Raw genomic sequence first — 26061 nt, forward strand, 5'->3', positions numbered from 1 at the left:
GCCGGCCGGCCCGGCCCGATCAACCCTCGGCGCTGGACTTCCGCAGCCCCTCGACCGTGCGCTCCAGCTCCGCGACCCGGTCGGCCAGTTGCGCGGTCCGCGCCTCGAGCTGGCAGTTCTTGCGGTGCATCTCCAGGAACACATTGACCTTCGTCCGCAGCAGCCAGGGGTCGAAGGGTTTGGTGAGGAAGTCGGCGGCGCCGATCGCATAGCCCCGGTAGGCGTAGTCGGAGTCGGCGTCGGTCCCGGTCAGCAGGATGATCGGGACGTCCTTGGTCTGGTCGAGCCGCTTGATGTTGGCGGCGGTCTCGAAGCCGTCCATGCCCGGCATCAGCACATCGAGCAGAACGACGGCGAAGTCCTGCCGCAGCATCGCCTTCAGCGCCTCCTCGCCGGAGCGAGCGCGGACGAGCTCCTGATTGAGCGGGCCGAGGACGGCCTCCAGCGCGACCAGGTTCTCTTCCATGTCGTCGACGATGAGGATTCCGGCCTTCTCGCATGCGGTCGTCATCACTCCCCCTGCCTCGGCCTCGGCGGACCGGTCTCGTCGGGCGCGCTCCCACCCCGGCCGGCGCCCTCACCATCCTCCCCAGGGCCGTCCTCCCCAGGGCCGTCCTCCCCAGGGCCATCAACGACGCCGTCCCCATCGCCGCCCTCGACACCACCCGGCACCCCGAGCGACGCATCGTCGAAGGCGTCACCACCAGACGTGACGGCGTCATCCCCACCCACGGCAGGGTCACCACCAGACATGACGGCATCACCACCAACCACAGCAGGGTCACCACCTGACGCGGCAGCGTCACCACCAGACGCGGCGTCCTCGCTCCCCGCCTCCTCCACCGGATCGAGCAGCTCGAGGATCGCCGACATCAGCCGGTCGACGTCCACGGGTTTGGGGACATAGCCGTTCGCGCCGCTGTCGATGGCCTTCTCCCGGTCGCCGGGCATGACCTTCGCGGTCAGGGCGAGGATCGGCACATCGGCCAGACGGGGTGTGCTCCGGATGGCCCGGATCGTCTCGTACCCGTCCATCTCGGGCATCATCACGTCCATCAGGACCAGCGAGACGTCGGGGTTGCGATGGAGTACCTCCAGCCCCTCGCGGCCGTTCTCCGCGTACTTCACCGTCATGCCGACCCGGCCCAGCACATGGGTGAGGGCGAAGACGTTCCGTATGTCGTCGTCGACGATCAGGATGCGGCGGCCGTCCAGCACCCGGCCGGGGCGTCCGCGCTGCCACTCCTTGAGCTGGGTGGCCCCCGGCCAGCCGTCGTCGTGGTCCTCGGCCTCTTCTCCGGCGCCGGCCTCGGCCCCGCCGCTCAGGGCCCGGGCGGCGACCAGGCTGTCCGCCGCGCCGAAGACCCCGCTGGGGGCGTGGTCGGTGGTGTCCGGCAGCGTCTCGTCCGGGGCGGGGGCCGCCGCCGGGACGGTGGAGCCGGTGGCCCTGGGGTCCGAAGGGTCGGGCACCGGGGCGACGCCGCTGTAGTGCACGGGGACGTAGAGGGTGAAGCGGGAGCCGACGCCCAGTTCGCTCTTGGCCACGATCCGGCCGCCGAGCATTCCGGCGATCTCCCGGCTGATGGACAGGCCGAGGCCGGTGCCGCCGTACTTGCGGCTGGTCGTGCCGTCGGACTGCTGGAACGCCTCGAAGATCACCGGCAGCTTCTCCGGCGGGATGCCGATACCGGTGTCGGTGACGGCGAAGGCGATCACGGCGTCCGCGGACCGCAGCGCCTCCTCCTCGAACTCCGCTCCCGGGGTGCGCTCGACGCGCAGTGTCACCCCGCCCGAGGAGGTGAACTTCAGGGCGTTGGAGAGCAGATTGCGCAGAATCTGCTGGAGCCGCTGCTCATCGGAGAACATCTCGCGCGGTACGTCCTCGCCGACGGCGATCTCGAACGACAGTCCGCGGTCGACGGCCAGCGGCCGGAACGTGGCGTTCACATAGTCCAGGATCTTGACGAGCGGCAGCTTCTTCGGGCGGACGTCCATCCGGCCCGCCTCGATCTTCGACAGATCCAGGACATCGTTGATCAGTTGGAGCAGATCGGAGCCGGAGCGGTGGATGGTGGCGGCGAACTGCACCTCCTGGGGGGACAGCCGCCCTTCGGGGTTGTCGGCGAGCAGCCGGGCCAGGATGAGCAGCGAGTTCAGCGGGGTGCGCAGCTCATGCGACATATTGGCGAGGAACTCGGACTTGTACTGGGAGGCGGTCGCCAGCAGCGCGGCCTTCTCCTCCATCTCCGCGTTGGAGCGCTGCAGCTCGTTCGAGCGCTGGCGCAGCTCGGTGGTGAGCCGCTGGGACTCGGAGAGCAGCGACTCGGTGCGGGCGTTGGCGATGATGGTGTTGATCGAGACGCCGATGGTGTTCACGAACTGGTCGACGAAGGCCAGGTGGACCTCGCTGAACCGGCTGAACGAGGCCAGTTCGATCACTCCGAGCACCTGGTCCTCGTAGAGGATCGGCAGGATGACCACGCTGGCCGGGAGCGCGGAGCCCAGCCCGGAGTTGATGGCGAGGTAGTCGGGCGGGACGTCGTTGATGAGGATCCGCTTCTTCCCGACCGCCGCCTGGGCGACCAGCCCGCGGCCCGGTGGGCCGGTCCGCAGGGTCTGGCCGTCGCCCCCGACCGCGTCCTGATCGGTGCCGTATCCGGCGATGAACTCGAGCCCCTCACCGGGCTTGGCACCGGCCGCGCTGAGGAAGAACGCCCCGAACTGCGCGTTGACCAGCGGGGTCAGCTCGCTCAGGATCAGGTCGGCGACCTCGACCAGATCGCGGTGGCCCTGCATCAGGGAGGCGATACGGGCCAGGTTGGACTCCAGCCAGTCCTTGGCGCGAGTGGTCTCGCGGAGGTTGGCGACCATCAGGTTGACGTTGTTCTTCAGCTCGGCGACCTCGCCCTGTGCCTCGACCGAGATGGACCCGGACATATCGCCCTGGGCGACGGCGGAGGCGACCTCGGCGATCGCGCGCACCTGGGTGGTCAGGTTGAGGGCGAGCTCATTGACGCCGGTGGTCAGCCGCTTCCAGGTGCCGTAGACGCCCTCGACCCGGGCCTGACCGCCCAGGCGTCCCTCGCTGCCGACCTCACGGGCCACCCGGGTCACCTCGTCGGAGAACGAGGAGAGCGTGTCGACCATGGTGTTGATGGTGGTCTTCAGCTCGAGGATCTCGCCGCGCGCGTCCACGTCGATCTTCTTGCTCAGATCGCCCTCGGCCACGGCGGTGGCGACCTGCGCGATGTTGCGGACCTGCGAGGTCAGGTTGGACGCCATGAAGTTGACGTTGTCCGTAAGGTCCTTCCAGACCCCGGAGACGCCCGGAACTCCGGCCCGGCCGCCCAGCTGGCCCTCGGTGCCGACGTCGCGGGCCACCCGGGTGACCTCGTCGGCGAACGAGCGCAGCTGCTGGACCATGGTGTTCACGGTCTCCTTGAGCTCCAGGATCTCGCCCCGGGCATCGACCGTGATCTTCTTCGACAGATCGCCGTTGGCGACCGCCGTGGTGACCTGGGCGATATTGCGGACCTGCGAGGTCAGGTTCAGGGCCATGGAGTTGACGTTCTCCGTAAGGTCCTTCCAGACCCCGGACACGTCGCGGACCTGGGCCTGGCCGCCGAGGTTGCCCTCGGTGCCCACCTCGCGGGCCACCCGTGTCACCTCGTCGGCGAAGGACGACAGCCGGTCCACCATGGTGTTGATCGTCGACTTCAGCTCCAGGATCTCGCCCTTCGCCTCCACCGTGATCGTCTTGCTCAGATCGCCCTCCGCCACGGCGGTGGCGACCTGGGCGATATTGCGGACCTGCGAGGTCAGGTTGTCGGCCATGAAGTTGACGTTCTCCGTAAGGTCCTTCCAGACCCCGGAGACGCCCCTGACCTGGGCCCGGCCGCCCAGCTCACCCTCGGTGCCCACCTCGCGCGCCACCCGCGTCACCTCGTCGGCGAAGGCGGAGAGCTGGTCGACCATGGTGTTGATCGTCGACTTGAGCTGCAGGATCTCGCCCCTCGCATCCACGGTGATCTTCTGCGAGAGATCGCCGTTGGCGACGGCCGTGGTCACCTGGGCGATATTGCGGACCTGCGAGGTCAGGTTGGACGCCATGAAGTTGACGCTGTCCGTGAGGTCTTTCCAGACCCCGGACACGCCACGGACCTGCGCCCGGCCACCCAGCTCACCCTCGGTGCCCACCTCGCGCGCCACCCGCGTCACCTCGTCGGCAAAAGCTCCGAGCTGGTCGACCATGGTGTTCACGGTGAGCTTGAGTTCCAGCAACTCACCGGTGGCCTCGACGGTCACCTGGCGGGTGAGGTCACCGCGGGCGACCGCGGTGGTCACCTCGGCGATGTCGCGGACCTGCGCGGTCAACCGGGAGGCCATGGTGTTGACGGCCTCCGTCACCATGCGCCAGTCGCCGGAGAGTCCCTGCACTTTGGCGCGGCCGCCCAGCCGGCCCTCGGTGCCGACCTCGCGGGCGATCCGGGTCAGCTCGCCGGTGAACAGCGACAGCTGGTCCACCGTGCGGTTCACCCCGCGCCCAAGCCGCCGCAGATCGCCGCGGAGCTGGCGGTTGCCGTCGTGCAGATCCACCCGCTGGGTCAGGTCGCCCGACGCGATCGCGTCAAGCACCCGCGTGGCATTGGACACCGGGCCGACCAGGGCGTCCAACAGGTGATTGGCCGCGTCCACGCTGGTCGTCCAGGCTCCCAGACCGGGGCTCGCGGTGATCCGCTCGTCCAGCCTGCCCTGGCGCACCACCTCTCGGCGCACCCGCTGCAGTTCCCCGGCCAGATGCGCGTTGCGCAGCACGAGCTGGTTGAAGACCCCGGCCATCTCGCCGACCACACCCTCGGCCGAGGGGTCGGCATGGACGGTGAAGTCACCGTCGCACAGTGCGTTCATCGCCGCGAGCAGGGAGCGCAGCTCGGACGTGGTCTCCACACCGCGCGCCGGGCCGGACGGCCCAGCGGAATCCGCACGTTCCGCGGGCCGCGCCGGGGAAGTGCCGGTGGTGATCGGGTCGAGTGCCATGGCGTCGTCCCTTAAAGATCATTCAATTCCCCCTGTCTGTCATAATATGGCACCTAGATGGCCTAAACCGCCCATATCGCCCTGGAGCCGCACGTGGGAGTCTTGTTTCCTCTCGCGCGTGAGTCCGTCTCACGGACAACGCTGCCCGGAAGCGTGCGCGCGCCCGGCGCAGCGCGCACCTTCGTCCGTACGGCACTAACGGGACGGAGCGCCGCGGAGGCGTTCGCGCCGGTCGCCCTCGACGAGCGGTCGATCGACGACGCGGTGCTGCTGGTGAGCGAGCTGGTCACCAATGCGGTCCTGCACGCGGGCACCCGGGTCGAGGTGGTCTGCCGGCTCCAGCCCGGTGACGGCACCGCCGACGAGAGCGACACCCTGGGGCAGCCCGACGAGACGCCCGGCGCGGCCGACGCGCCGAGACGGCCGGGGATCGTCGTGGAGGTGGCGGACCTCCACCCCGCCAGCACCGTCTACGGAGGGCCCGAGACCCAGCGCCGGGGCCGTGGCCGCGGGCTCCAGCTGATCGGGGCGCTCGCCGAATCCTGGGGCGTGACCTATCACCGCACCCGTAAGGCGGTCTGGTTCCGGCTGGACGTCGGGCGTGCGGTGCCCGAGTCCGACGCCATCCCCACCAGCGCGCTCGGGCGTGAGCTGCGGTTCGCGGAGACCCTCGCCCCCGTGACGCCGCGCGAGCAGCGTGATCCGACCGCCGATTGGGTCGACCGCGGCGGGCCGTCCTTCCTCGCCGAGGCCAGTGAACTGCTCACCGGCCAGCTCGACGAGAACATGGTCGCCGCCCTCGCCGGGCAGCTTCTGGTCCCCCGGCTGGCCGACTGGTGCGCGGTCTGGCTGACCACCCCGAGCGGCGGGCTGCAGCTCGCCCGCGTCTGGCACAGCGATGAGCACCGTATCGGCGCGCTCCGCCTGTCGCTGGAGCGGCATCCGCCGCCCACCGGGCTCGGTTCGGCGGGCACCTCCTGGCCCTGGCCCGGGATCGCGGACAGCCAGGGCGGATCGGCGGTGTGCTTCCCGCTGATCGCACACAGCCGCAGCCATGGCGCCCTGCTCATCGGCCGGGCGGGCGTGCCACGGATGGCGGAGGGCGTGGTGCGGCTCTCGGAGGACGTGGCGCGGCGAGTGGCCCAGGCGGTGGCCACGGCCCGGCAGTACACCCGGCAGGCGACGATCAGCCGGGCACTGCAGCGCCGGCAGCTGCCCATGTCGCTCGCCCACATTCCGGGGGTGGACACGGCGATCGTCTACGAGCCGCATGGCGAGGGACAGACCGTCGGCGGCGACTTCTACGACCTGTTCCCCATGGGCGACCGCCGCTGGTGCTTCCTGTTGGGCGACGTTCAGGGCAGCGATCCGGAGGCGATGTCGGTCACGGGGCTGGCCCGCCATCTGGTCCGGCTGCTGGCCCGCGAGGGCCATGGTGTCGAGTCGGTGCTCAACCGGCTGAACCAGGCGCTGGTGGAGGAGGACGCGGAGGCGGCGGAGATCGACGGCGAACAGTCCCGGCCGCGCTTCCTGAGCCTGCTCTACGGGGAGCTGGAGCCCGACCCGGAAGGGGGCAGCGCCCGCTGCACCCTGGCGAGCGCCGGCCATCCGCTGCCGCTGCGGCTGACCACCGACGGTGCGGTGGCGCCCGCCGCCAGCCCTCAGATGCTGCTCGGCATCGACGAGAACCCGGACTTCCACGCCGACACGCTTGACCTGGCGCCCGGCGAGACGCTGCTGTGCGTCACCGACGGGGTCACCGAGCGGCGCAACGGCGTCCGTCAGCTGGATGACGACGACGGTCTCTCGGACATCCTGCGGGACTGCGTCGGGCTCGGTGCCAAGGCGGTAGCGGAGCGGGTGCGGCGCGCCACGTATGACTTCAGCCCCGAGCCGATCGACGACGACCTCGCGGTGCTGGTGCTGGAGGCGGTGCCGACGGTGGAGCCGCCGCGGGTGCCGTGACGGCGCGTACGCCGTGGCGGCGCGGGCGACCCCCACCGGAAGCGGCGCCTGCGGTCCACCAGCGCAACGTAGGTCGTAGCGGCGCTGGCTTGGTCACAGCGGCGCTGTCGGCCCGTAACGGCGCCGGCTAGTCCGTCAGCCCCGCCAGGTCGCGCAGTCGGCGGGCCTGGGCGGCGCGCTCGGCGACGCGCTGGTCCTCGTAGGTGCGGTCCACGGCCCCCCGCAGCAGCGCCTTGGTCTCGATCACGGCGTCGCGGGGCGCGGCGAGAAGGGCCGCCGCCAGGTCCTGGACCGCGCCGTCGAGCTCGGCCGCGGGCACCACGAGATTGGCGAGCCCGGTCCGCACGGCCTCGTCGGCATGGACGAACCGCCCGGTCGCGCAGATCTCCAGCGCCCGGGCGTATCCCACGAGCCCGACCAGCGGATGGGTACCGGTGAGGTCCGGCACCAGCCCGAGGCTGGTCTCGCGCATGGCGAACTGTGCGTCGTCCGCGCAGACCCGCAGATCACAGGCGAGCGCGAGCTGGAAACCGGCCCCGATGGCATGACCCTGGACGGCGGCGATCGACACGATGTCGTTCCGCCGCCACCAGGTGAACGCCTCCTGGTACTCGGCGATGGCGGCGTCCAGTTCGCTGTCGGAGCCGCGCCCCAGCTCGAGGAACGACGGCTCGCCGTCGAATCCCTCGGGCGTGAACGCCTGACGGTCCAGGCCCGCCGAGAAGGACTTGCCCTCGGCGCGCAGCACCACGATGCGCACGGTGCCCGGCACCAGCTTCCCCGCCTCGGCCAGCGCCCGCCACAAGGCGGGCGACTGGGCGTTGCGCTTCGCCGGGTTGGTCAGGGTCACCGTGGCGACCGTGTCATCGACGGTGAGCTGAACGCCGTCCTTGTCGAGCAGGGTCACAGGGGCCTCCGGTCGAGTGCGGTCAGTACAAGTGACTGCACAGTAACCACCCGGCCGAACCGACGATCAGCCGGGTGGCACCCCTGTCCATACCTGCTGCTGATGACGGAGCACAGCGCGTGCGATCAGGCCGTGGCGGCCTTCTTGCCTCGCGTCGCGCCGCCGCGTCCCCGTAGGGAAACTCCGGATTCACTGAGCATCCGGTGAACGAATCCATAGGAACGGCCGGTCTCCTCGGCCAGCGCCCGGATGCTCGCCCCGGAGTCGTACTTCTTCTTCAGGTCTGCCGCGAGCTTTTCGCGCGCGGCGCCGGTCACCCGGCTGCCCTTCTTCAGAGTCTCGGCCACCCGTGCCTCCTCATGGGAAGTGCGCTCTGGACTCTCATGATCACCCCTACAGAGCTTCCTGGCCACCCATTCGGCAAGGTCTGTGGATGAAGGATTGCGGGAGATCGCGGCGCGACGGCCTTCGGAATCAAGGATTCCGGCGCTGTTCAACCTGACACTCTTTCGTGTTCATCGGCGAATAGGCAGGTCAGGGCATACGTGAGCAACGTCGCAGAGGTCCGGACCGGCGCACGGCACGTCGCGTGCGCCGGTGGCCCACGACGCGCCGCGATACCAGCCGCTCTCACTCAGATGATGGATCACGCCTAGGCCGAATGATCTATGAGAAGGGCGCCGGAGCGGAGGAACCGGACTCTTGGGGCGGCGGCCGGAACGCCGCCCCGACGCCGCCATCGGCCCTCGTCAGGCGAGCGCGACGAGATCCGCGTAGGCCTCGCCCCACAGGTCCTCGACGCCGTCCGGAAGCAGAATGATCCGCTCCGGCTGCAGCGCGTCGACGGCGCCCTCGTCGTGGGTCACCAGCACCACCGCACCGGCGAAGGTGCGCAGCGCACCGAGGATCTCCTCGCGGCTGGCCGGGTCGAGGTTGTTGGTGGGCTCGTCCAGGAGCAGCACATTGGCCGAGGAGACCACCAGGGTGGCCAGCGCGAGCCGGGTCTTCTCACCGCCGGAGAGCACTCCGGCCGGCTTGTCCACGTCGTCGCCGGAGAACAGGAACGAGCCGAGCGTCTTACGGATGTCGACCAGGTCCAGGTCCGGGGCGGCGGAGCGCATGTTCTCCAGGACGGTGCGGTCCGGGTCGAGCGTCTCGTGCTCCTGCGCGTAGTAGCCCAGCTTCAGCCCGTGGCCGGGGGTCACCTCACCGGTGTCGGGCTTCTCGACCCCGGCCAGCAGTCGCAGCAAGGTCGTCTTACCGGCGCCGTTCAGCCCCAGGATGACGACTCGGGACCCCTTGTCGACGGCCAGGTCCACATCGGTGAAGATCTCCAGCGAGCCGTACGACTTCGACAGCCCCTCCGCGGTCAGCGGGGTCTTGCCGCACGGGGCCGGGTCGGGGAAGCGGAGCTTGGCGACCTTGTCGCTCTGACGGACTTCGTCCAGTCCGGCCAGCAGCCGCTCGGCGCGGCGGGCCATGTTCTGCGCGGCCACGGTCTTGGTCGCCTTGGCGCGCATCTTGTCGGCCTGCGAGTTGAGCGCCGCGGCCTTCTTCTCGGCGTTGGCGCGCTCGCGCTTGCGGCGCTTCTCATCCGCCTCGCGCTGGGCCTGGTAGAGCTTCCAGCCCATGTTGTAGATGTCGATCACCGAGCGGTTGGCGTCCAGGTAGAAGACCTTGTTGACGACCGTCTCGACGAGGTCGACATCGTGGGAGATCACGATGAAGCCGCCGCTGTAGGTCTTGAGGTAGTCCCGCAGCCAGGTGATCGAGTCGGCGTCGAGGTGGTTGGTGGGCTCGTCCAGCAGCATGATGTCGGAGTCCGAGAAGAGGATCCGGGCCAGCTCGACCCGGCGCCGCTGACCGCCGGAGAGCGTATGGAGCGGCTGGCCGAGCACCCGGTCGGGCAGGCCAAGGCTGGCGGCGAAGGTCGCGGCCTCCGCCTCGGCGGCGTATCCGCCCTTGGTGAGGAACTCGGTCTCCAGGCGCTCGTACTTCTTCATCGCGCGCTCGCGGGTGGCGCCCTTGCCGTTGGCCATCCGGTCCTCGTTCTCGCGCATCTTGCGGAGCACGGAGTCGAGGTCGCGGGCCGAGAGGATGCGGTCGCGGGCGAGGACGTCGAGATCGCCGGTGCGCGGGTCCTGCGGGAGGTAGCCGACCTGACCGGAGCGGGTGATGGTGCCGGCGGTCGGGATGCCCTCACCGGCCAGGCACTTGGTGAGCGTGGTCTTGCCCGCGCCGTTACGGCCGACCAGGCCGATGCGGTCGCCCTTGGCGATGCGGAAGGAAGCGGACTCGATGAGGACGCGAGCGCCGGCACGCAGCTCGACGCCGGAGGCGGTGATCACGGGAATTACTCCTGGGCAGGGTAGCGGCGGACGGGACGGACGAGAGCGGCCGACGCCGTCTAATGCACGAGGAGAATTGCCATGCGGCTAGTTTAGCGGTGCGGGCAAGTCGTTTTCCCCCGGCCTTACGGCCCTCGCCGCGACCTTACGGCCTTCCCCCATGGTCTCCCGTGGCGGCCGCTCTCCTCCCCCCCGCGGCCGCTCCCCCCGGGCCCGGCCTGTGTGAACCTGTCAAGCCCCGCCCGTGTGCACCTGGAAGGCCGCCCGGCGCACCGCCTTGGCCAGGGCCGGATCGGGGTGGGCGGCGGCAAGTGCCACCAGGACCTGCACGGTGCGGGGGTGCCCCACGGCCCGTACCTCCTCCAGCAGCGCGGGCACGGTGCCCTGCACGGCGGACTCCAGGTGGCGGACGAGCAGCGGGCTCTCGCCGTGGTCGGAGATGGCCGCGGCGGTGTCCACCCACAGCCAGGTGGCCTCCTCGCGGGTGAGCGCGTCCAGTGCCTCGTCCGGGTCGGCGCCCTCGTGCTCGGCGAGCCACAGAAGCGCGTACGGCCGCAGGCACGATTCGTCGACGACGGCCCGTACGGCGGGCTCGGCGGGCGCCCCGACGACGCGCAGCGCCTCGAAGGCGAGCCCGCGCAGCAGCGCGTCGTCGCCGCGCGCCGCCTCGATCAGCTCGGTGACGGCGCTGCCGACGGGGCGGGCGGCCAGCCAGGCCCGGTACTCGGCGCGGGCGGGGCCCGGGGTCAGGCCCGCACAACCGCGCAGCATGTCGGGGGCGGGCTGCTCGATGTTCCCGGCCGGGCTCTGGGCGGCGACGCAGATCTGCTCCAGCTTGACCCACACCGCCCAGTTGCCGAGCGCGGTCAGCTCCGCCTCCCGGCTGTCGCCCTTGGCCTCGTCGGCCGCGCTCCCGGCGCTCTCCGGCCCGTCCGGCCCCTCTTGGGGCTCCTCCCGCACCGTGAGCGCCCCGACGGACGAGAGGGCATCCAGGACCCAGTCGAGCAGCCCCTCCAGGGTGGCGGTGTCCTCGGCGTCGTCGAGGCTCCCCGCACTCCCGGCGCCCTGCGCGGGCTCCTGCGGCTCCGTGGCGTCCTGGAGCTCCGTGGCCTCCTGGGGAACCTCGCACCGCTCGGTGCGCAGCTCGGCGACCCGCTGCCGGAGCATGTCCAGCAGGGCGGAGATCTGCATGGGGCCGGCCGAGAGCTGCAGCAGCGAGAGCAGCTGCGGTACGGCCTCGACGACCTCCGCGACCGCCGTCGGCTCGGCCGCCGCCGGGGCGGGGCAGGCCAGGGACCATGCGTCGAGGAGCGCGACCCAGCCCCGCAGCACGGCGCTGTCGTCCCGGTCCCACGCCTGCAGCCGCCAGCCGGGGCGGGTGGTGCCCGCGTGGTGCTCGATGAGGCCGATGAGGCGGGCGCGGTCCCAGTCGCTCCGCACCTCCGGTTCGCTCAGCCCGAGCGCGGCGGCGGCGCGGGCGGCGGCCTCGTCGGACAGCGCGCCGGGGGCGCCGTGCTCGGCCGCGGCCCAGTGGGCGACCGCCACGGCCCCGGTGAGCCCCGCCCTGGCCCGCCGGGCCAGCTCCGCCGGGGGCGGAGTGCCCTCCGGCGGGCGGGGCGCCGGTCTTGAGCCGCGGTTCACCGCGGGCCGGCGGGCGGTGGCCATCGGCCGGTTGCGGACGAGTCGGAGCCGGGAGTCGCGCGGAGTACGGGACGTCACGGAAGCAGTCTCGCCGTTGACGGCCCGAAAGCCCAATCGGCACCCGTCCGGCGGTCGCCGCGAACGGTTCGCGCCATCTTACGGACGCTTGCGCCACCGCCCCGCGAACGCTTCCCGCGCCGTCTCGCACGCGCTTCCGCGATCGTCTTACGGGCGCTACAGGAGCGGTACCAGAAAGCGCCGCAGAGCCTCCTCGTACCCCTTGGGGTCCGCGTTCCACATGGCCGCGTGCGGGGCCCGCCGCACCGTGTGAAGGGTGACCAGGTCGCGTCTGCGGTCGGCGAATTCGCGCGAGACATGCCAGGGCGCGAGGGTGTCGTCGGGGCCGTGGGCGACGAGCGTGGGCACGGACAACCGCTCGGGATCGGCCACCTCCGGAAGCACGCTGTCGTGGAGCCCGGTGCGCCCCTCGGCGGCTCGCAGGGCGAGCGGGAGCAGCGGCGCGGGGATGCCGCGGGCCGCGGCGAGGGCGCGCAGGGTGGCCTGCCAGTCGAGCACCGGGGAGTCCAGGACGAGGCCGAGGACGCGGTGGCGCAGCGCGGAGTTCGCGGCGGCGTAAAGGGCCATCGAGGCGCCGATGGACCAGCCGTGGAGCACGATCCCGGTCGCTCCGTACGCCACCGCGTAGCGGAGGGCCGCGTCCAGGTCGCGCCATTCGGTGTCGCCGAGGTGGGATATGCCGTCCTTGGGCCCGGGGGCGCCGGGGTCCCCGCGGTAGGCGAGGTCGAGCACCGGCACCCGCAGCTGCCGCAGGAAGGGCATGACGACCATAGGGTGCTCACGGGTGGTGCCGAGGCCATGGGTGGTGATCACCCATGTGGAGCGTTCGCCGGGGATGAACCAGGCGGGCAGCGGGCCGAGTTCGCCGGGCACGTCGACGTCGGCGCGGTCGATGCCGAGCGCGTCCCGCGGATCGCCGATGTACACCTGGGGGGTCAGCCGCACCCGGGTGCCGGGGGTGAGGTCGCCGTGGGTGACCCGTTCCAGGCGGCGCACCACGCAGTCGGCGGGGTGCGGGGCGTCCTCGATGACGGGGCCGACGACGGCGTGGCAGGAGGGGCCGGTGAGGCCGTAGACGCCGGGGCGCAGCGAGGCGAGCGAGCGGGTCAGGGTGATCTGGCCGGCCGCGGTCGCGTGCACGGTGAGCGGGGGCTCGTTCGGCAGCGGACGGTCGGGGGCCGGTTTCAGCGCAGCGTCGGTGGCGTACCGTCCGGCCGCCACCGCGGCCACGCCGGCACCCAGCAAGGTGGTGGCGGCTGCGACCGCCGTTGTCCACAGGCGCATCCCTCCCAGTGTGGGCGGGGAGGCGGCCCCCGGCCAGCGGGCGTGCTCGGCCGGGTGACCGTCCGGCCGGGGCCGGAGCGCGTGCGGTGCGGGGCCCGGGCGCGTGCCCGGCGGCCCGGCCGGGCTCAGCTCGGCTGGCCGTAGCCGCTGAGCTTGTCCGCGGCGCGCCGCAGCTCGTCCGGCGGGATCAGGGTGGGGGTGCGGCCGGGGACGGAGACCGCGGTGAGCCAGACCCGGCACATCCATTCGAGCTGGGCGGTGCGGTCGTACGCCTGGTCCAGGGTGGCGCCGTGGACGACGGTGCCGTGGTTGCGCAGCAGACAGGCGCTGCGGTCGCGCAGCGCATCGATCATGGCGTCGGCCAGTTCGTCCGTTCCGTAGAGCGCGTAGGCCGCGACGCGGACCGGTCCGCCGAGCGCGGCGGTCATGTAGTGGATCGCGGGGAGCTCGTCGACGAGCGTGGATACGGCCGTGGCGTGGACGGCGTGGGTATGGACCACGGCCTCGGCGTCGGTCTCCCGGTAGACGGCCAGGTGCATGGGCAGCTCGCTGGTGGGCTCGAGCGTGCCGAGGACCTGTTGTCCGTCGAGGTCGACGGCGACGGCGTCCCGCGGGCCGAGCCGGTCGTAGGGGACGCCGCTCGGGGTCACCAGCACGGTGTCGCCGACCCGGGCCGAGACATTGCCCGAAGTGCCGACGACCAGGCCGTCGGCGGTGGTTCTGCGGGCCGTTCTCACCACCTGCGTCCATGCCTGGCGCAGGGGGTGGGTCAGCCGCGGCTGCGGCTGCCGCGTGGATCGCGACTGGGTCACCTGCCCTCACCTCCGAGGCCCGATCCTCCCAGGCGTCCGGCGGCCGGGCGATGGCGGGACCGGAACGGGCGCGGCGCATGTCTACGACCGCGCCTCGTGGGCACCCGCCCCCGTGCGGGTGGACGAGGGTGAACGGCGGGCGGCCGCGGGGCCGGTCCCGGGGCCTCCTCCAGTAGTCCTCGGCCGAGGCCCAACCCCCGTACGACATAGGAAAGTAGGCTTGAATTCATCAGGCTTTAGCACTCCCGCAACCACGTCACCCTGATGCCCTGCTCAGTTCATCTTCCGTTCACCCTGCCTCCTTACGTTCACCGTGCCACTAACGACCTTCGAACTGATTGACCGGGTGTATGGAACACATCACGCTTCTCATCGGGATCGTGATCGTCACGGCCTTGGTGTTCGACTTCACAAACGGCTTCCACGACACGGCTAACGCCATGGCCACCACCATCTCCACGGGAGCACTCGGTCCCAGGGTGGCGGTGGCGATGTCGGCCGTCCTCAATCTCGTCGGCGCGTTCCTGTCCGTGGAGGTGGCCAAGACCATCTCCGGCGGGATCATCGACGAGGGCTCCGGTATCCGACCAGAAGTGATCTTCGCGGGACTGGTCGGGGCGATCCTGTGGAATCTGGTGACCTGGCTCGCCGGACTCCCCTCCAGCTCCTCGCACGCCCTGTTCGGCGGCCTGATCGGCGCCACGGTGGTCTCCGTCGGCCTGGACGGGGTCAACGGCGACGCGATCGTCATGAAGGTCCTGATACCCGCCGTCGCCGCGCCGGTCGTGGCCGGCATCGCCACGCTGGCCGCCACCCGGCTCACCTACCGGCTCGGCCGCGGCCGCTCCTCGGAGGACACCGCGAAGGGCTACCGCGCGGGGCAGATCGCCTCGGCCGCCCTGGTCTCCCTGGCCCACGGCACCAACGACGCCCAGAAGACGATGGGCGTGATCACCCTGGCGCTGGTCACCGGGGGCGTGGTGGCGCCCGACTCCGACCCGCCGCTGTGGGTCATCGTCTCGGCGGGCCTGGCCATCGCGCTCGGCACCTACCTGGGCGGCTGGCGCATCATCCGCACCATGGGCAAGGGCATCACCGACATCCAGCCGCCGCAGGGCTTCGCCGCCCAGACCGGCGCCGCGACCGTCATCCTCGCCTCCTCCCACATCGGCTTCGCGCTGTCCACCACCCAGGTCTGCTCCGGCGCCGTCATGGGTGCGGGTGTCGGCCGTAAGGGCGCGGTGGTGCGCTGGTCGACCGCCGGCCGCATGGTGGCCGCCTGGGTGCTGACCCTCCCGGCCGCGGGCCTGGTGGCGGGCGGCGCCGCGCTGCTGGCCGACCAGGGCAACGCGGGGATCACGGCGGTGGCCGTGCTCGCCGTCCTGGCCTGCGGGGCGATCTGGGCGCTGTCGCGCCGCAAGCCCGTGGACCACACCAACGTCAACGAGGTCGGCGCACACGAGCCGGTGGGCGCCGTCACGGCCGCCCTGCGGTCCGTGGCCCCACCGCCCGCGGGTACGAAGCCCTCCGCCCCCGAGAGCGCGGCCGAGGCCGCCCCTGAGAGCGGCATCGCCGAGCACACCCTCGACCAGACCCCCACCCCCGCCGCCGCGAGCAGCACCACCCGCTAAGGAGCCACGGAACATGAGCATCGACTGGGCGGCACTCGGCCAGGTCTTCGGCGTCAGCCTCGCGGTGACCGTCGGCATGGTGGGCGTCTTCACCCTGGGCATCCTCGGGACGTCCCGTAAGGCGGCGCCGGAGCAGGGCGGCGCGGCAGCCGTGTCCGGTGGCGCGGTCGGCGCCTCCGCGCTCGCGCGCACCGGCGCATACACCTGCTTCGCGCTGTGCGCCGCGGCCGTGGCGTACGGCATCTATCTGATCGTCGCCTGAGGCTCGCGTCCTCATCGACCCACCGGCCGCCGGATGGTGGCGCTGACCAGCGCCGACCGTCCGGCGGCCGCCTCGTGTGCGGCCGCCGTCTGTGGGGCTCGGCACACTCGGGCGTCATGGGTCATATGCGAGTTGACGGCCATTCGCGGCCCATGGTGGACTTCCCGAGCCAAACGGCGGCAGGAGAGGAAGCCGGTGAGAATCCGGCGCGGTCCCGCCACTGTCACCGGGGAGCACTCTCCCATCGCCTGTATGGGGTCACGGCTCGACCGTGCGGTTCCTTCCGTACGCGGGGCTGGAAGACCGGGAGGGGCGCGGATCCGGGAGCCAGGAGACTTTCACCGCCGGTCAGTCGAACCAGGGCGCGGACCCTGAGTGAGGACATACCGCCATGCCCGGCACCGCCACGCCGCCAGTCTCCTCTGTCCGCCCTGGCTCTTCCGGCCCCTTCGGCCCCCCTGGCCCCTTTGGTCATGTGCCGCCGCGCCGAGGCGTGACGGCGGCCTGACGAATGCGTGCCGATCACGCCTCGTTCGCGTGCGGCGCGGCCCTCGGCTTCCTCGGTGATCTCGCCACCGGCGATCCGCGCCGCGGCCATCCGGTCGCCGCGTTCGGGCGCGCCGCCGCGGCCGCCGAGCGCCGGCTGTGGCGGGACCACCGCGGTTACGGGGCCCTGCACACCGCGTTGTGCGCGGGCGGCGCGGCCGCCGGTGCCGCGCTGCTGACCCGCGCCGTACGGGCCCTCGGCGGGCGCGGTGGCGCGGAGGCCGCGCTGACCGCCGCCGCCACCTGGGCCGTGTTGGGCGGTACGACGCTGGGCCGTGAGGCACGGGCCGTCGGCGGAGCCCTGGCCACGGGGGACTTGGAGGTCGCCCGGGAGCGGCTGCCGCATCTGTGCGGCCGCGATCCTCAGGCGCTGGACGGACCGCAGATCGCCCGCGCGGTCGTCGAATCGGTCGCCGAGAACACCTCCGACGCCGTCGTGGGCGCGCTGGTGTGGGGCGCCGTGGGCGGCGTACCGGGACTCATCGGCTTCCGCGCCGTCAACACCCTGGACGCCATGGTGGGCCACAAGTCGCCGCGCTACCGGCGGTTCGGCTGGGCGGCGGCCCGTCTGGACGATGTGGCCGGCTGGCCCGGTGCCCGCCTTACGGCGGCCCTGGCGACACTCGCGGGCCCCGATCCGCGCGGTGCACGGCGCGCTTGGCGGCGCGACGGCCGGCGCCACCCGAGCCCCAACGCGGGCCCCGTGGAAGCGTCGTTCGCGGGCGCGCTCGGGGTGCGGCTGGGCGGCACCCTCACCTACGGCGGCCGGGCCGAGCACCGGCCGGTACTCAACTCCGGCGGGCGGCCGGTGGAGTCGGCCGACATCGAGCGGGCGATACGGCTGTCGCGGCGCGTCGGCGTCCTGGCACTCGGGGTGTCCGTGGCGGCCCGGCCGGTCCTGAGGGCGTTGACGGGGCGGCCTCAGGCCTTGGGAAGGGGCGGTGGATGAGCGGGATACGCGGTAAGGGCGGCACCAACGGTTCCGGGGCGCGGGGCGGGGGGCTGCTCGTCGCGGGCACGACCTCCGACGCGGGCAAGAGCGTCGTGACGGCCGGGATCTGCCGGTGGCTCGCCCGTCAGGGCGTCAGCGTGGCCCCCTTCAAGGCGCAGAACATGTCGCTCAACTCCTTCGTCACCCGGGAGGGGGCGGAGATCGGGCGGGCGCAGGCCATGCAGGCCGCCGCAGCGCGCGTCGAGCCGAGCGCGCTGATGAACCCGGTCCTGCTGAAGCCGGGCAGCGACCGCAGCAGCCAAGTGGTGTTGCTGGGCAAGCCGGTGGGCGAGCTGAGCGCGCGCGGGTACTTCGGGCGGTCGGGGCCCACGGCGAACCCGCCGTCGGACGCGGCCTCCCCCGGGCGCACGCGGGCCTCGGGGCGGGAGGCGCTGCTGGGGACCGTCACGGAGTGCCTGGAGGAGCTGCGGCGCACCCATGACGCGGTGATCTGCGAGGGCGCGGGCAGCCCGGCCGAGATCAACCTGCGCCGCACCGACATCGTCAACATGGGGCTGGCGCGCGCCGCCGGGCTTCCGGTCGTGGTGGTCGGCGACATCGACCGCGGTGGCGTCTTCGCGTCCTTCTTCGGCACCACCGCGCTGCTGTCGGCGGCGGACCAACGGCATGTGGCCGCCTATCTGGTGAACAAGTTCCGCGGCGATGTGAGCCTTCTGGAGCCCGGTCTGGACATGCTGCGCGACCTCACCGGGCGCCCGACCGTCGGTGTGCTCCCGTTCGCCCACGGGCTGGGGATCGACGAGGAGGACGGACTTCGGATGTCGCTGCGCGGCACGGTGCGGGAGAGCGTCGTGGCGCCCCCTTACGGCGCGGACGTCCTGCGGATCGCGGTGGCCGCCGTGCCGCTGATGTCCAACTTCACGGACGTGGACGCGCTGGCGGCCGAACCGGGCGTGATCGTGCGGTTCGTGGACCGGCCGGAGGAGCTGGCCGACGCCGATCTGGTGGTGCTGCCGGGCACCCGGGGCACCGTAAGGGCGCTGGAGTGGCTGCGTGAGCGCGGGCTCGCCGACGCGATCGCCCGGCGGGCCGCCGAGGGCCGTCCGGTGCTGGGCGTCTGCGGCGGCTTCCAGGTGCTCGGGGAGCGCATCGAGGACGAGGTCGAGTCGAAGGCCGGGACGGTCGCCGGGCTCGGACTGCTGCCGGTGCGGGTGCGGTTCGCGGCGGAGAAGACCCTGGCCCGGCCGGTGGGCGAGGCGCTCGGCGAGCGGGTGGAGGGCTACGAGATCCACCACGGGGTCGCCGAGCTGCTCGACGGGGCCGAGGAGCCCTTCCTGGACGGCTGCCGGGTGGGCTCGGTGTGGGGCACCCACTGGCACGGCTCGCTGGAGAGCGACGGCTTCCGGCGGGCGTTTCTGCGCCGGGTGGCCGCCGCGGCGGGCCGGGCATTCGTACCGGCGCCGGACACCCGCTTCGGCGAGCTGCGCGAGGAGCAACTCGACCGGCTCGGCGACCTGATCGAGGAACACGCCGACACCGACGCACTGCTGCGGCTCATCGAGAAGGGCGTCCCGGAGGGGCTGCCGTTCGTCCCTCCGGGGGCGCCAGGGGGGACGTCGCGATGAACCCCGACACCCACACCGACACCGGACCGCGACGCCCACGCACACCAGGAGGTACCGCCGCGTGACCACCACCTACCCCTTCAGCGCGATCGTCGGCATGGACGGTCTGCGGCTCGCCCTGCTCCTCAACGCCGTCTCACCCGCCGTGGGCGGCGTCCTGGTGCGCGGGGAGAAGGGCACGGCCAAGAGCACCGCCGTAAGAGCGATCGCGGCGCTGCTGCCCCCGGTCGACGTGGTGGCCGGGTGCCGGTTCTCCTGCGATCCGGCCGCGCCCGACCCGTCCTGCCCGGACGGGCCCCATGAACCGGACACCGGAGAGGCGCGCCCCGCGCGGATGGTCGAACTGCCCGTGGGCGCCTCCGAGGACCGCCTGGTCGGCGCCCTCGACATCGAGCGGGCGCTGTCGGACGGGGTGAAGGCGTTCGAGCCCGGACTGCTCGCGGACGCCCACCGCGGGGTGCTCTACGTCGACGAGGTCAACCTGCTCCACGACCATCTGATCGACCTGCTGCTCGACGCGGCCGCCATGGGCGCCTCCTACGTGGAGCGCGAGGGGGTCTCCGTGCGGCATGCGGCGCGCTTCCTCCTTGTGGGCACCATGAACCCGGAAGAGGGCGAGCTGCGGCCGCAGTTGCTGGACCGCTTCGGTCTCACAGTGGAGGTCGCGGCGTCCCGGGACACCGACGAGCGAGTCGAGGTGGTGCGGCGGCGGCTGGCCTACGACGAGGACCCCGAGGGGTTCGCGGCGCGCTGGGCGACGGACGAGGACGCCCTGCGGGAGCGCATCGCGGCGGCGCGCGCTCTGCTGCCCCGGGTGGGGCTGGGCGACCGCGCGCTGCGGCAGATCGCGGCGGTGTGCGCCGGGTTCGAGGTGGACGGGATGCGCGCGGACATCGTGACGGCCCGTACGGCGACCGCGCTGGCCGCCTGGGCCGGGCGCACCGACGTGCGGACCGAGGACGTACGGGGGGCGGCGCTGCTGTCGCTCCCCCACCGGCGGCGGCGGGCCCCATTCGACGCGCCGGGGCTCGACGAGGACAAACTCGACGAGATCCTGCGGCAGTTCGAGGAGGACGAGCCGGAGCCGGATCCGGACCCGGGCCCGGAGGGCCCCGACAGCCCGGATGACGGGCCGGACGGCCCGGGCGGCCCCGACAACCCCGGAGGCGGGCCCCAGGAGGGCGCGGGCGACGGGGCAGGGGGGCAGGCGCCGCCCACCGCGCCCGAGCCGTCCGTCCCCGACCAGCGCACGGGTGAGCATGAGACGGCCGACCGCGAGACCGACTCCGCCCGGGCCGATGACGGCGGCGGGGCGGGGGAAACGGACGGCGGTAGTGGTGGAGCCGGCGGTGAGCGGGCGGCCGTGGGCGCCGCCGAACCGTTCCGCACCCGGCGGCTCGACGTCCCCGGTCTGGGCGAGGGCGCGGCCGGACGTCGGTCGCGCGCCCGCAGCGCGCACGGCCGCACCACCGGGGCGCGCCGCCCGCGGGGGACGCTCTCCGCGCTGCATCTGACGGCGACCGTCCGGGCCGCCGCCCCGCATCAGCGGGCGCGCGGGCGGCGCGGTCCCGGCCTCCTGGTGCGCCGGGACGATCTGCGTGAGGCGGTGCGCGAGGGCCGGGAGGGCAATCTCGTGCTGTTCGTGGTGGACGCGTCGGGCTCGATGGCCGCGCGGACGCGGATGAGCGCGATCAAGGGCGCGGTGCTGTCGCTGCTGCTGGACGCCTATCAGCGGCGGGACAAGGTCGGGCTGATCACCTTCCGGGGCGCGGACGCGGAGCTGGCGCTGCCGCCCACCTCGTCGGTGGACGCGGCGGCCGTGCGGCTGGAGCGGCTGCCGACGGGCGGCCGTACGCCGCTGGCGGCCGGGCTGTTGAAGGCCCGGGAGGTGCTGCGGGTGGAGCGGCTGCGGGATCCCTCACGCCGTCCGCTGCTGGTCGTGGTGACCGACGGGCGGGCCACGGAGGCGAAGCGGTCCGGCGGGCCCACGCCCGTCGAACGGGCGGGGCGCGCGGCGCGGATGCTCGCGGGCGACGGGGTCGCCTCGGTGGTGGTGGACTGCGAGTCGGGGCCGGTGCGGCTGGGGCTGGCGGGCGCGCTCGCCCGCGAACTGCGGGCCACGCCGGTGACACTCGACGAGTTGCGCGCGGACAGCGTGACCGCGCTGGTGCGCGATGTACGAACCGTATCGAACCCTCGGAGGGCCGCCTGATGCCGCAAGGACAACCGACCGTCGTCCCGGACGACGGACTGACCACCCGCCAGCGCCGCAATCGCCCGCTGGTCTTCGTCCACACAGGTCAGGGCAAGGGCAAGTCGACCGCGGCGTTCGGGCTGGCGCTGCGGGCATGGAACCAAAACTGGCCGGTCGGTGTATTCCAATTTGTAAAGTCCGCGAAATGGCGGGTCGGTGAGGAGCGTGCGCTGCGCGTCCTCGGCGACTCGGGCGAAGGGGGGACCGTCGCATGGCACAAGATGGGCGAGGGCTGGTCGTGGGTGCAGCGCGACATGGCTTCCAGCGAGGAGGCCGCACGCGAGGGCTGGGAGCAGGTCAAGCGCGATCTCGCGGCGGAGACATACCGGCTCTATGTGCTGGACGAATTCGCGTATCCGATGCACTGGGGCTGGGTGGACCCCGACGAGGTGGTGTCGGTGTTGCGGGACCGACCCGGGACGCAGCACGTCGTCATCACGGGGCGTAACGCACCGGCGCAGCTGGTGGACTTCGCCGACCTGGTCACCGACATGTCCAAGGTCAAGCATCCGATGGACACCGGTCAGAAGGGCCAGCGAGGCATCGAGTGGTGAGTGTCCCGCGTCTGGTGATCGCGGCGCCCGCCTCCGGCAGCGGGAAGACGACGGTCACCGCGGGGCTCATGGCCGCCTTCGCGGAGCGCGGTCTGGACGTGTCCCCGCACAAGGTCGGCCCGGACTACATCGACCCTGGCTATCACGCGCTCGCGATCTCCTCGGCCACCTCCTCGGCCGGGCGGTCCCGGGCCGGGGGCGCGCGCCCGGGCCGGAATCTGGACGCCTATCTGTGCGGTCCGCAGCGGATCGCCCCGCTGTTCCTGCATGGGGCGGCGGGCTGCGATCTGGCCCTGGTCGAAGGGGTGATGGGCCTGTTCGACGGGGCGGCCGGGCAGGGCGAGCTGGCCTCGACGGCGCATGTGGCCAAGCTGCTGCGGGCGCCGGTGGTGCTGGTGGTGGACGCGTCGTCGCAGTCGCGGTCGGTGGCGGCGCTGGTGCATGGCTTCGCCTCCTGGGACCCCGAGGTGCGGGTCGCGGGGGTGATCCTCAACAAGGTCGGTTCGGACCGTCACGAGGCGATGCTGCGCGAGGCGCTGGAGGGGTGCGGAGTGCCGGTGTTCGGCGCGCTGCGCCGGACGCGCGAGGTGCGGGCACCGAGCCGCCATCTGGGTCTGGTGCCGGTGGCCGAGCGCCAGGCGGAGGCGGTGGATTCGGCGGCCGCGCTGGCAGCGCGGGTGCGGGAGGGCTGCGATCTCGAGGGCCTGCTGGCGCTGGCGCGCAGCGCACCGCCCCTGTCCGAGCCGGCCTGGGATCCGGAGGAGGAGATGCGCCGGGCGGTGGAGGCCGCCCCCGGTGCCGGGGGCCGGGGAGGCCGCGCGCCGCGGCCGGTGGTCGCCGTGGCGGGCGGGGCCGCGTTCACCTTCTCGTACGCGGAGCACACCGAGCTGCTCACGGCGGCCGGGGCACGGGTCGTCCCCTTCGACCCGCTGCGGGACGAGCGCCTCCCGGAAGGCACCGGCGGCCTGGTGATCGGCGGCGGGTTCCCGGAGGTCTACGCCCCCGAGCTGTCCGCGAACGAGCCGCTCCGGGCAGCCGTTGCGGGGCTCGCCGCGTCCGGCGCGCCCATCGCCGCCGAATGTGCCGGACTGCTGTATCTGGCGCGCTCGCTGGACGGGGAGCCGATGTGCGGGGTGCTGGCCGCCGAGGCACGGATGTCGGAACGTCTGACGCTGGGCTACCGTGAGGCCGTGGCCATCTCCGACACCGCACTCGCCGCCGCGGGGACACGGGTGCGCGGCCATGAGTTCCACCGCACGACCATCGTGCCCAAAGCGGGGGCGGAGCCCGCCTGGGGGCTCGTCCACCCGGAGCGTCGTACCGAAGGGTTCGCACAGGGAAATGTGCATGCCTCCTATCTGCACGTGCACTGGGCCTCGGTCCCAGGCGCGGCGGCCCGGTTCGCCGACAGATGTGTGTCCCCTGCCGGTTGAGCAGAGGCGGTGAGCTGACGTGGAGGTCATCGGCCGGGGCACGGCGTGTCCCCTGCCCGGGGCACCGCTTGTCGTCGGGGTCGGGGCCAGCCGGGGTGTGTCCGTCGCCGAGGTGATCGGGCTGGTCGAGACGACCCTGGCGGAAGCGGGCCTTTCACCAAGGGGCGTGGCCGAGTTGGCGACCGTGGAGGCCAAGGCCGGGGAGACCGGACTGCTGACGGCGGCCGAGCGGCTGGGGGTGCCGCTGTGCGGATACCCGGCGGCGGCGCTGGCCGCGGTGGAGGTGCCGAACCCGTCCGCGGCGCCGCTCGCGGCCGTGGGCACGGCCGGGGTCGCCGAGGCGGCCGCGCTGCTGGCCGCCGGACCTGGCGGCGAACTGCTGGTCGCCAAGCGGAAGTCCGCGCCGCACGGCCGCCCCGGAATGGCCACCTGCGCCGTCGCTCGCCGCCCGGCGGCGGTCAAATCCGGGCAGGACGGACAGTGAAGACCTGCCGTCGACCGTCCCGACGCAGGTCAGTAACGTCTCGGGGCGGAACAGCCCGCCGCCCCCTGCTGACCGTGACACCCGCACCACCTGCACCAAGGAGACCTCGTGACGACCCCGCCCGCCCTGCTCCTCGCAGGCATCGGCACGCGAGACGAAAGGCATGCCACCGCCTTTCACGCATTCGTAAGGGAGTTGGCCGCACGCCACCCGGATCTGCCCGTGGCAGGTGGCCTCACCGGACCGGGCAGCCACCCGCTGTCCGATGCGGTCACCCGGCTCGTCGGCGAAGGGGTCAGCCGCTTCGCGGTCGTCCCGCTGACGCTGATCCCGGCGGCTCCCCCGAGAGACGGCATCGCGGCCGCGCTGGCCCAGGAGGCGGAGCGGCATGCCGACGCCTCCTTCGCCTCCGCCCGGCCGCTCGGCCCGCATCGCACGCTGCTGAGCGTGCTGGAGCGGCGGCTCGACGAGGCGCTGGGCAACCGGCCCCGGCTGCCCTCGGACCGCGCGGAGACCACCGTGCTGCTGGTGGGCGACGGTTCGCCGCTCCCCGAGGCCAACGCCGAGGTGCACCGCGCCGCCCGGTTGCTGTGGGAGGGCCGTGGCTTCGCGGGCGTCGAGGTGGCCTTCTCCTCGCTCGCCGCACCGGATGTGGCCTCGGGTCTGGACCGCTGCGCCAAGCTGGGGGCCAGTCGGGTCGTGGTGCTGCCGTACGTCCTGTTCGCCGGTGACACCCTGGAGCGGGTGCGGCAGCAGGCGGAGGGCTGGGGACTCGCCTACCCCGAGGTCGAGGTGGTCTCCGCCGATGTCATCGGCCCGGCAAAGGAGTTGGCCGACCTGGTCATGGAGCGCTATGAGGAGGTGGCCGACACCGCCGGGCGCGCCGGGTTCGGCGATGAGGCCCATGCCTTCGCGCATCCCGATACCCACGCCGATGTCCACTGATCCATCGGCGGGCCTGCCCACGAGCGGGTCCGCCGCCCCGGCCGCCGATGGCGTGTCCGCCGGGTTCGATCTGCGGCATCACGGGGACGCGGAGGTGCGGGGTGCCGATGCCGGCCTGACGGACCTCGCGGTCAATGTCCGGGCCGGTACGCCTCCGGACTGGCTCAAGTCCCGTATCGCCGACTCCCTCGACGGGCTGGCCGCCTATCCGGACGGGCGGGCGGCGCGGCAGGCGGTCGCCGTGCGCCATGGGCTTCCGGCCGGCCGGGTGCTGCTGACGGCGGGCGCCGCGGAGGCGTTCGTCCTGCTCGCCCGTGCCATCGCGGCTGGGCGGCCGGTGGTGGTGCATCCGCAGTTCACCGAACCGGAGGCGGCGCTGCGGGACGCGGGGCACACCGTGGAGCGTGTGATCCTCGATGAGCGGAACGGCTTCCGGCTGGCCCCGGACGCGGTGCCGGAGGACGCCGATCTGGTGGTGATCGGCAACCCCACCAACCCCACATCCGTGCTCCACCCGGCCGATGCCCTGGCCGGTCTCGCCCGGCCGGGACGGACGCTGGTGGTGGACGAGGCGTTCATGGACGCCGTCCCGGGCGAGCGCGAGTCGTTGGCGGACCGCACCGATGTGCCGGGGCTCGTGGTGCTGCGCAGCCTCACCAAGACCTGGGGTCTGGCGGGGCTGCGGATCGGCTATGTGCTGGCGGAGCCGGACACCGTCACGGCGCTGGAGCGGGTCCAGCCGCTGTGGCCGGTGTCCAGCCCGGCCCTGACGGCGGCCGAGGCGTGCTGCGCCCCGCCCGCCCTCGCCGAGGCCGCGCGGGCCGCCGACCGTACGGCCGCCGACCGGGCCCATCTGGCCGACCGGCTGGCCGAGTTGACGGAGGTGCGGGTGTGCGGCCCGGCGGCCGGGCCCTTTCTGCTGATCCATCTGCCGGGCGCGGCGGCGATCCGCACCCGGCTGCGCGAGCTGGGCTTCGCCGTCCGCCGCGGTGACACGTTCCCGGGCCTCGGCCCGGACTGGCTCCGGATCGCCGTCCGCGACCGCGCCACGACGGACCGCTTCGTCATCGCCCTGGCGAAGGCCATCGCCGAACCGGACGCCTGAGCGCGCTGACTGAACGCGCACCGCGCTGCCTGACCACAAGGCCGGACCGCGCACCTGTGGAGCGGCGCGCGGTCACGTAGGGCTTGCCCGGGCCCTCGTGACCGGCCCAACACCCGCGGCCGGGCGCGAGCCCGATACCGAGCCTCGGCCCGGCGCCCGAGCCCCGGCCCAACACCCGAGCCCGGGACCGAATGCCGA

The 26061-nt window shown here is 72.8% G+C and carries 19 protein-coding genes and 1 riboswitch; of the genes, 11 read left to right on the plus strand and 8 right to left on the minus strand.

Translation table 11 applies throughout. The annotated features are described in order from the left end of the window. Positions 1–19: 19 nt before the first annotated feature. On the minus strand, positions 20–511 hold the full coding sequence (locus ACFYOY_RS09575) for a response regulator (protein ID WP_351891200.1): 492 nt from the start codon (positions 509–511) through the stop codon (positions 20–22). Continuing rightward, complete coding sequence (locus ACFYOY_RS09580; protein ID WP_388585858.1) at positions 511–5037, minus strand: HAMP domain-containing protein; 4527 nt, start codon at positions 5035–5037, stop codon at positions 511–513. The genes ACFYOY_RS09575 and ACFYOY_RS09580 overlap by 1 nt, the downstream gene beginning before the upstream one ends. A gap of 93 nt (positions 5038–5130) precedes the next feature. On the opposite strand from ACFYOY_RS09580, the gene ACFYOY_RS09585 reads away from it, so the two are divergent. Next, complete coding sequence (locus ACFYOY_RS09585) at positions 5131–7002, plus strand: SpoIIE family protein phosphatase (RefSeq protein ID WP_351891206.1); 1872 nt, start codon at positions 5131–5133, stop codon at positions 7000–7002. Positions 7003–7129: 127 nt separating this feature from the next. Here the strand turns inward: ACFYOY_RS09585 and ACFYOY_RS09590 are convergent, their stop codons facing one another. From ACFYOY_RS09590 to ACFYOY_RS09615, 6 genes are all read right to left on the minus strand, one after another. Further along, positions 7130–7909 carry an enoyl-CoA hydratase/isomerase family protein gene (locus ACFYOY_RS09590; protein WP_351891212.1) on the minus strand — a complete coding sequence of 260 codons (780 nt, stop codon included), beginning with the start codon at positions 7907–7909 and terminating at the stop codon, positions 7130–7132. Between the two features lie 125 nt (positions 7910–8034). After that, complete coding sequence (locus ACFYOY_RS09595; RefSeq protein ID WP_014059784.1) at positions 8035–8256, minus strand: helix-turn-helix domain-containing protein; 222 nt, start codon at positions 8254–8256, stop codon at positions 8035–8037. A 402-nt stretch (positions 8257–8658) separates the two neighbouring features. Continuing rightward, complete coding sequence (locus ACFYOY_RS09600; protein WP_093460831.1) at positions 8659–10257, minus strand: ABC-F family ATP-binding cassette domain-containing protein; 1599 nt, start codon at positions 10255–10257, stop codon at positions 8659–8661. A gap of 231 nt (positions 10258–10488) precedes the next feature. Further along, positions 10489–11976, minus strand: coding sequence for a hypothetical protein (locus ACFYOY_RS09605; protein WP_388585863.1), 1488 nt, complete (start codon positions 11974–11976; stop codon positions 10489–10491). A gap of 156 nt (positions 11977–12132) precedes the next feature. Then, the gene (locus ACFYOY_RS09610) at positions 12133–13260 is read right to left on the minus strand and encodes an alpha/beta hydrolase (protein ID WP_351891226.1); all 1128 of its coding nucleotides are present in this window, start codon (positions 13258–13260) and stop codon (positions 12133–12135) included. Between the two features lie 125 nt (positions 13261–13385). Beyond that, the gene (locus ACFYOY_RS09615) at positions 13386–14072 is read right to left on the minus strand and encodes a class II aldolase/adducin family protein (RefSeq protein ID WP_351891232.1); all 687 of its coding nucleotides are present in this window, start codon (positions 14070–14072) and stop codon (positions 13386–13388) included. A gap of 350 nt (positions 14073–14422) precedes the next feature. On the opposite strand from ACFYOY_RS09615, the gene ACFYOY_RS09620 reads away from it, so the two are divergent. The 10 genes from ACFYOY_RS09620 to cobC all read left to right on the plus strand — a co-directional run bounded on the left by ACFYOY_RS09620 (position 14423) and on the right by cobC (position 25863). After that, positions 14423–15703, plus strand: coding sequence for an inorganic phosphate transporter (locus ACFYOY_RS09620; RefSeq protein WP_351891238.1), 1281 nt, complete (start codon positions 14423–14425; stop codon positions 15701–15703). 13 nt (positions 15704–15716) lie between these two features. Beyond that, positions 15717–15965: a hypothetical protein gene (locus tag ACFYOY_RS09625; protein WP_351891243.1), complete on the plus strand. Its 249-nt coding sequence runs from the start codon at positions 15717–15719 to the stop codon at positions 15963–15965. Positions 15966–16149: 184 nt separating this feature from the next. Further along, positions 16150–16303, plus strand: a riboswitch (cobalamin riboswitch). A 173-nt stretch (positions 16304–16476) separates the two neighbouring features. Further along, the gene (locus tag ACFYOY_RS09630; protein ID WP_388585868.1) at positions 16477–17460 is read left to right on the plus strand and encodes a cobalamin biosynthesis protein; all 984 of its coding nucleotides are present in this window, start codon (positions 16477–16479) and stop codon (positions 17458–17460) included. After that, on the plus strand, positions 17457–19088 hold the full coding sequence (locus ACFYOY_RS09635; protein WP_388585872.1) for a cobyric acid synthase: 1632 nt from the start codon (positions 17457–17459) through the stop codon (positions 19086–19088). The genes ACFYOY_RS09630 and ACFYOY_RS09635 overlap by 4 nt, the downstream gene beginning before the upstream one ends. 61 nt (positions 19089–19149) lie before the next feature. Next, complete coding sequence (locus ACFYOY_RS09640) at positions 19150–21300, plus strand: putative cobaltochelatase (protein ID WP_351891262.1); 2151 nt, start codon at positions 19150–19152, stop codon at positions 21298–21300. Next, a complete protein-coding gene (gene cobO / locus ACFYOY_RS09645) occupies positions 21300–21896 on the plus strand; it encodes a cob(I)yrinic acid a,c-diamide adenosyltransferase (RefSeq protein WP_014059794.1) in 597 nt (198 codons plus the stop codon). The genes ACFYOY_RS09640 and cobO overlap by 1 nt, the downstream gene beginning before the upstream one ends. After that, positions 21890–23329 (plus strand): cobyrinate a,c-diamide synthase, encoded by a 1440-nt coding sequence (locus ACFYOY_RS09650; RefSeq protein WP_388585875.1) that lies wholly within the window; start codon positions 21890–21892, stop codon positions 23327–23329. Before cobO ends, ACFYOY_RS09650 begins: the two co-directional genes overlap by 7 nt. Positions 23330–23348: 19 nt before the next feature. Next, positions 23349–23813, plus strand: coding sequence for a cobalamin biosynthesis protein (locus tag ACFYOY_RS09655; protein WP_388585877.1), 465 nt, complete (start codon positions 23349–23351; stop codon positions 23811–23813). Positions 23814–23921: 108 nt separating this feature from the next. After that, positions 23922–24758, plus strand: a complete 837-nt coding sequence (locus ACFYOY_RS09660; RefSeq protein ID WP_351891285.1) for a sirohydrochlorin chelatase — start codon at positions 23922–23924, stop codon at positions 24756–24758. Continuing rightward, the gene (gene cobC, locus ACFYOY_RS09665; protein ID WP_351891290.1) at positions 24748–25863 is read left to right on the plus strand and encodes an Rv2231c family pyridoxal phosphate-dependent protein CobC; all 1116 of its coding nucleotides are present in this window, start codon (positions 24748–24750) and stop codon (positions 25861–25863) included. The genes ACFYOY_RS09660 and cobC overlap by 11 nt, the downstream gene beginning before the upstream one ends. The last annotated feature ends 198 nt before the right edge of the window (positions 25864–26061 follow it).

This window comes from Streptomyces sp. NPDC007875, from assembly GCF_042868035.1.
In the GTDB taxonomy this organism is placed as follows: Bacteria; Actinomycetota; Actinomycetes; order Streptomycetales; family Streptomycetaceae; genus Streptomyces; species Streptomyces antimycoticus.

Coding starts and splice junctions, on each gene's coding strand:
- ACFYOY_RS09580 (WP_388585858.1), bottom strand. CDS start 5,037: ATGGCACTCGACCCGATCACCACCGGCACTTCCCCGGCGCGGCCCGCG.
- ACFYOY_RS09575 (WP_351891200.1), bottom strand. CDS start 511: ATGACGACCGCATGCGAGAAGGCCGGAATCCTCATCGTCGACGACATG.
- ACFYOY_RS09610 (WP_351891226.1), bottom strand. CDS start 13,260: ATGCGCCTGTGGACAACGGCGGTCGCAGCCGCCACCACCTTGCTGGGT.
- cobC (WP_351891290.1), top strand. CDS start 24,748: ATGTCCACTGATCCATCGGCGGGCCTGCCCACGAGCGGGTCCGCCGCC.
- ACFYOY_RS09635 (WP_388585872.1), top strand. CDS start 17,457: ATGAGCGGGATACGCGGTAAGGGCGGCACCAACGGTTCCGGGGCGCGG.
- ACFYOY_RS09630 (WP_388585868.1), top strand. CDS start 16,477: ATGCGTGCCGATCACGCCTCGTTCGCGTGCGGCGCGGCCCTCGGCTTC.
- ACFYOY_RS09625 (WP_351891243.1), top strand. CDS start 15,717: ATGAGCATCGACTGGGCGGCACTCGGCCAGGTCTTCGGCGTCAGCCTC.
- cobO (WP_014059794.1), top strand. CDS start 21,300: ATGCCGCAAGGACAACCGACCGTCGTCCCGGACGACGGACTGACCACC.
- ACFYOY_RS09620 (WP_351891238.1), top strand. CDS start 14,423: ATGGAACACATCACGCTTCTCATCGGGATCGTGATCGTCACGGCCTTG.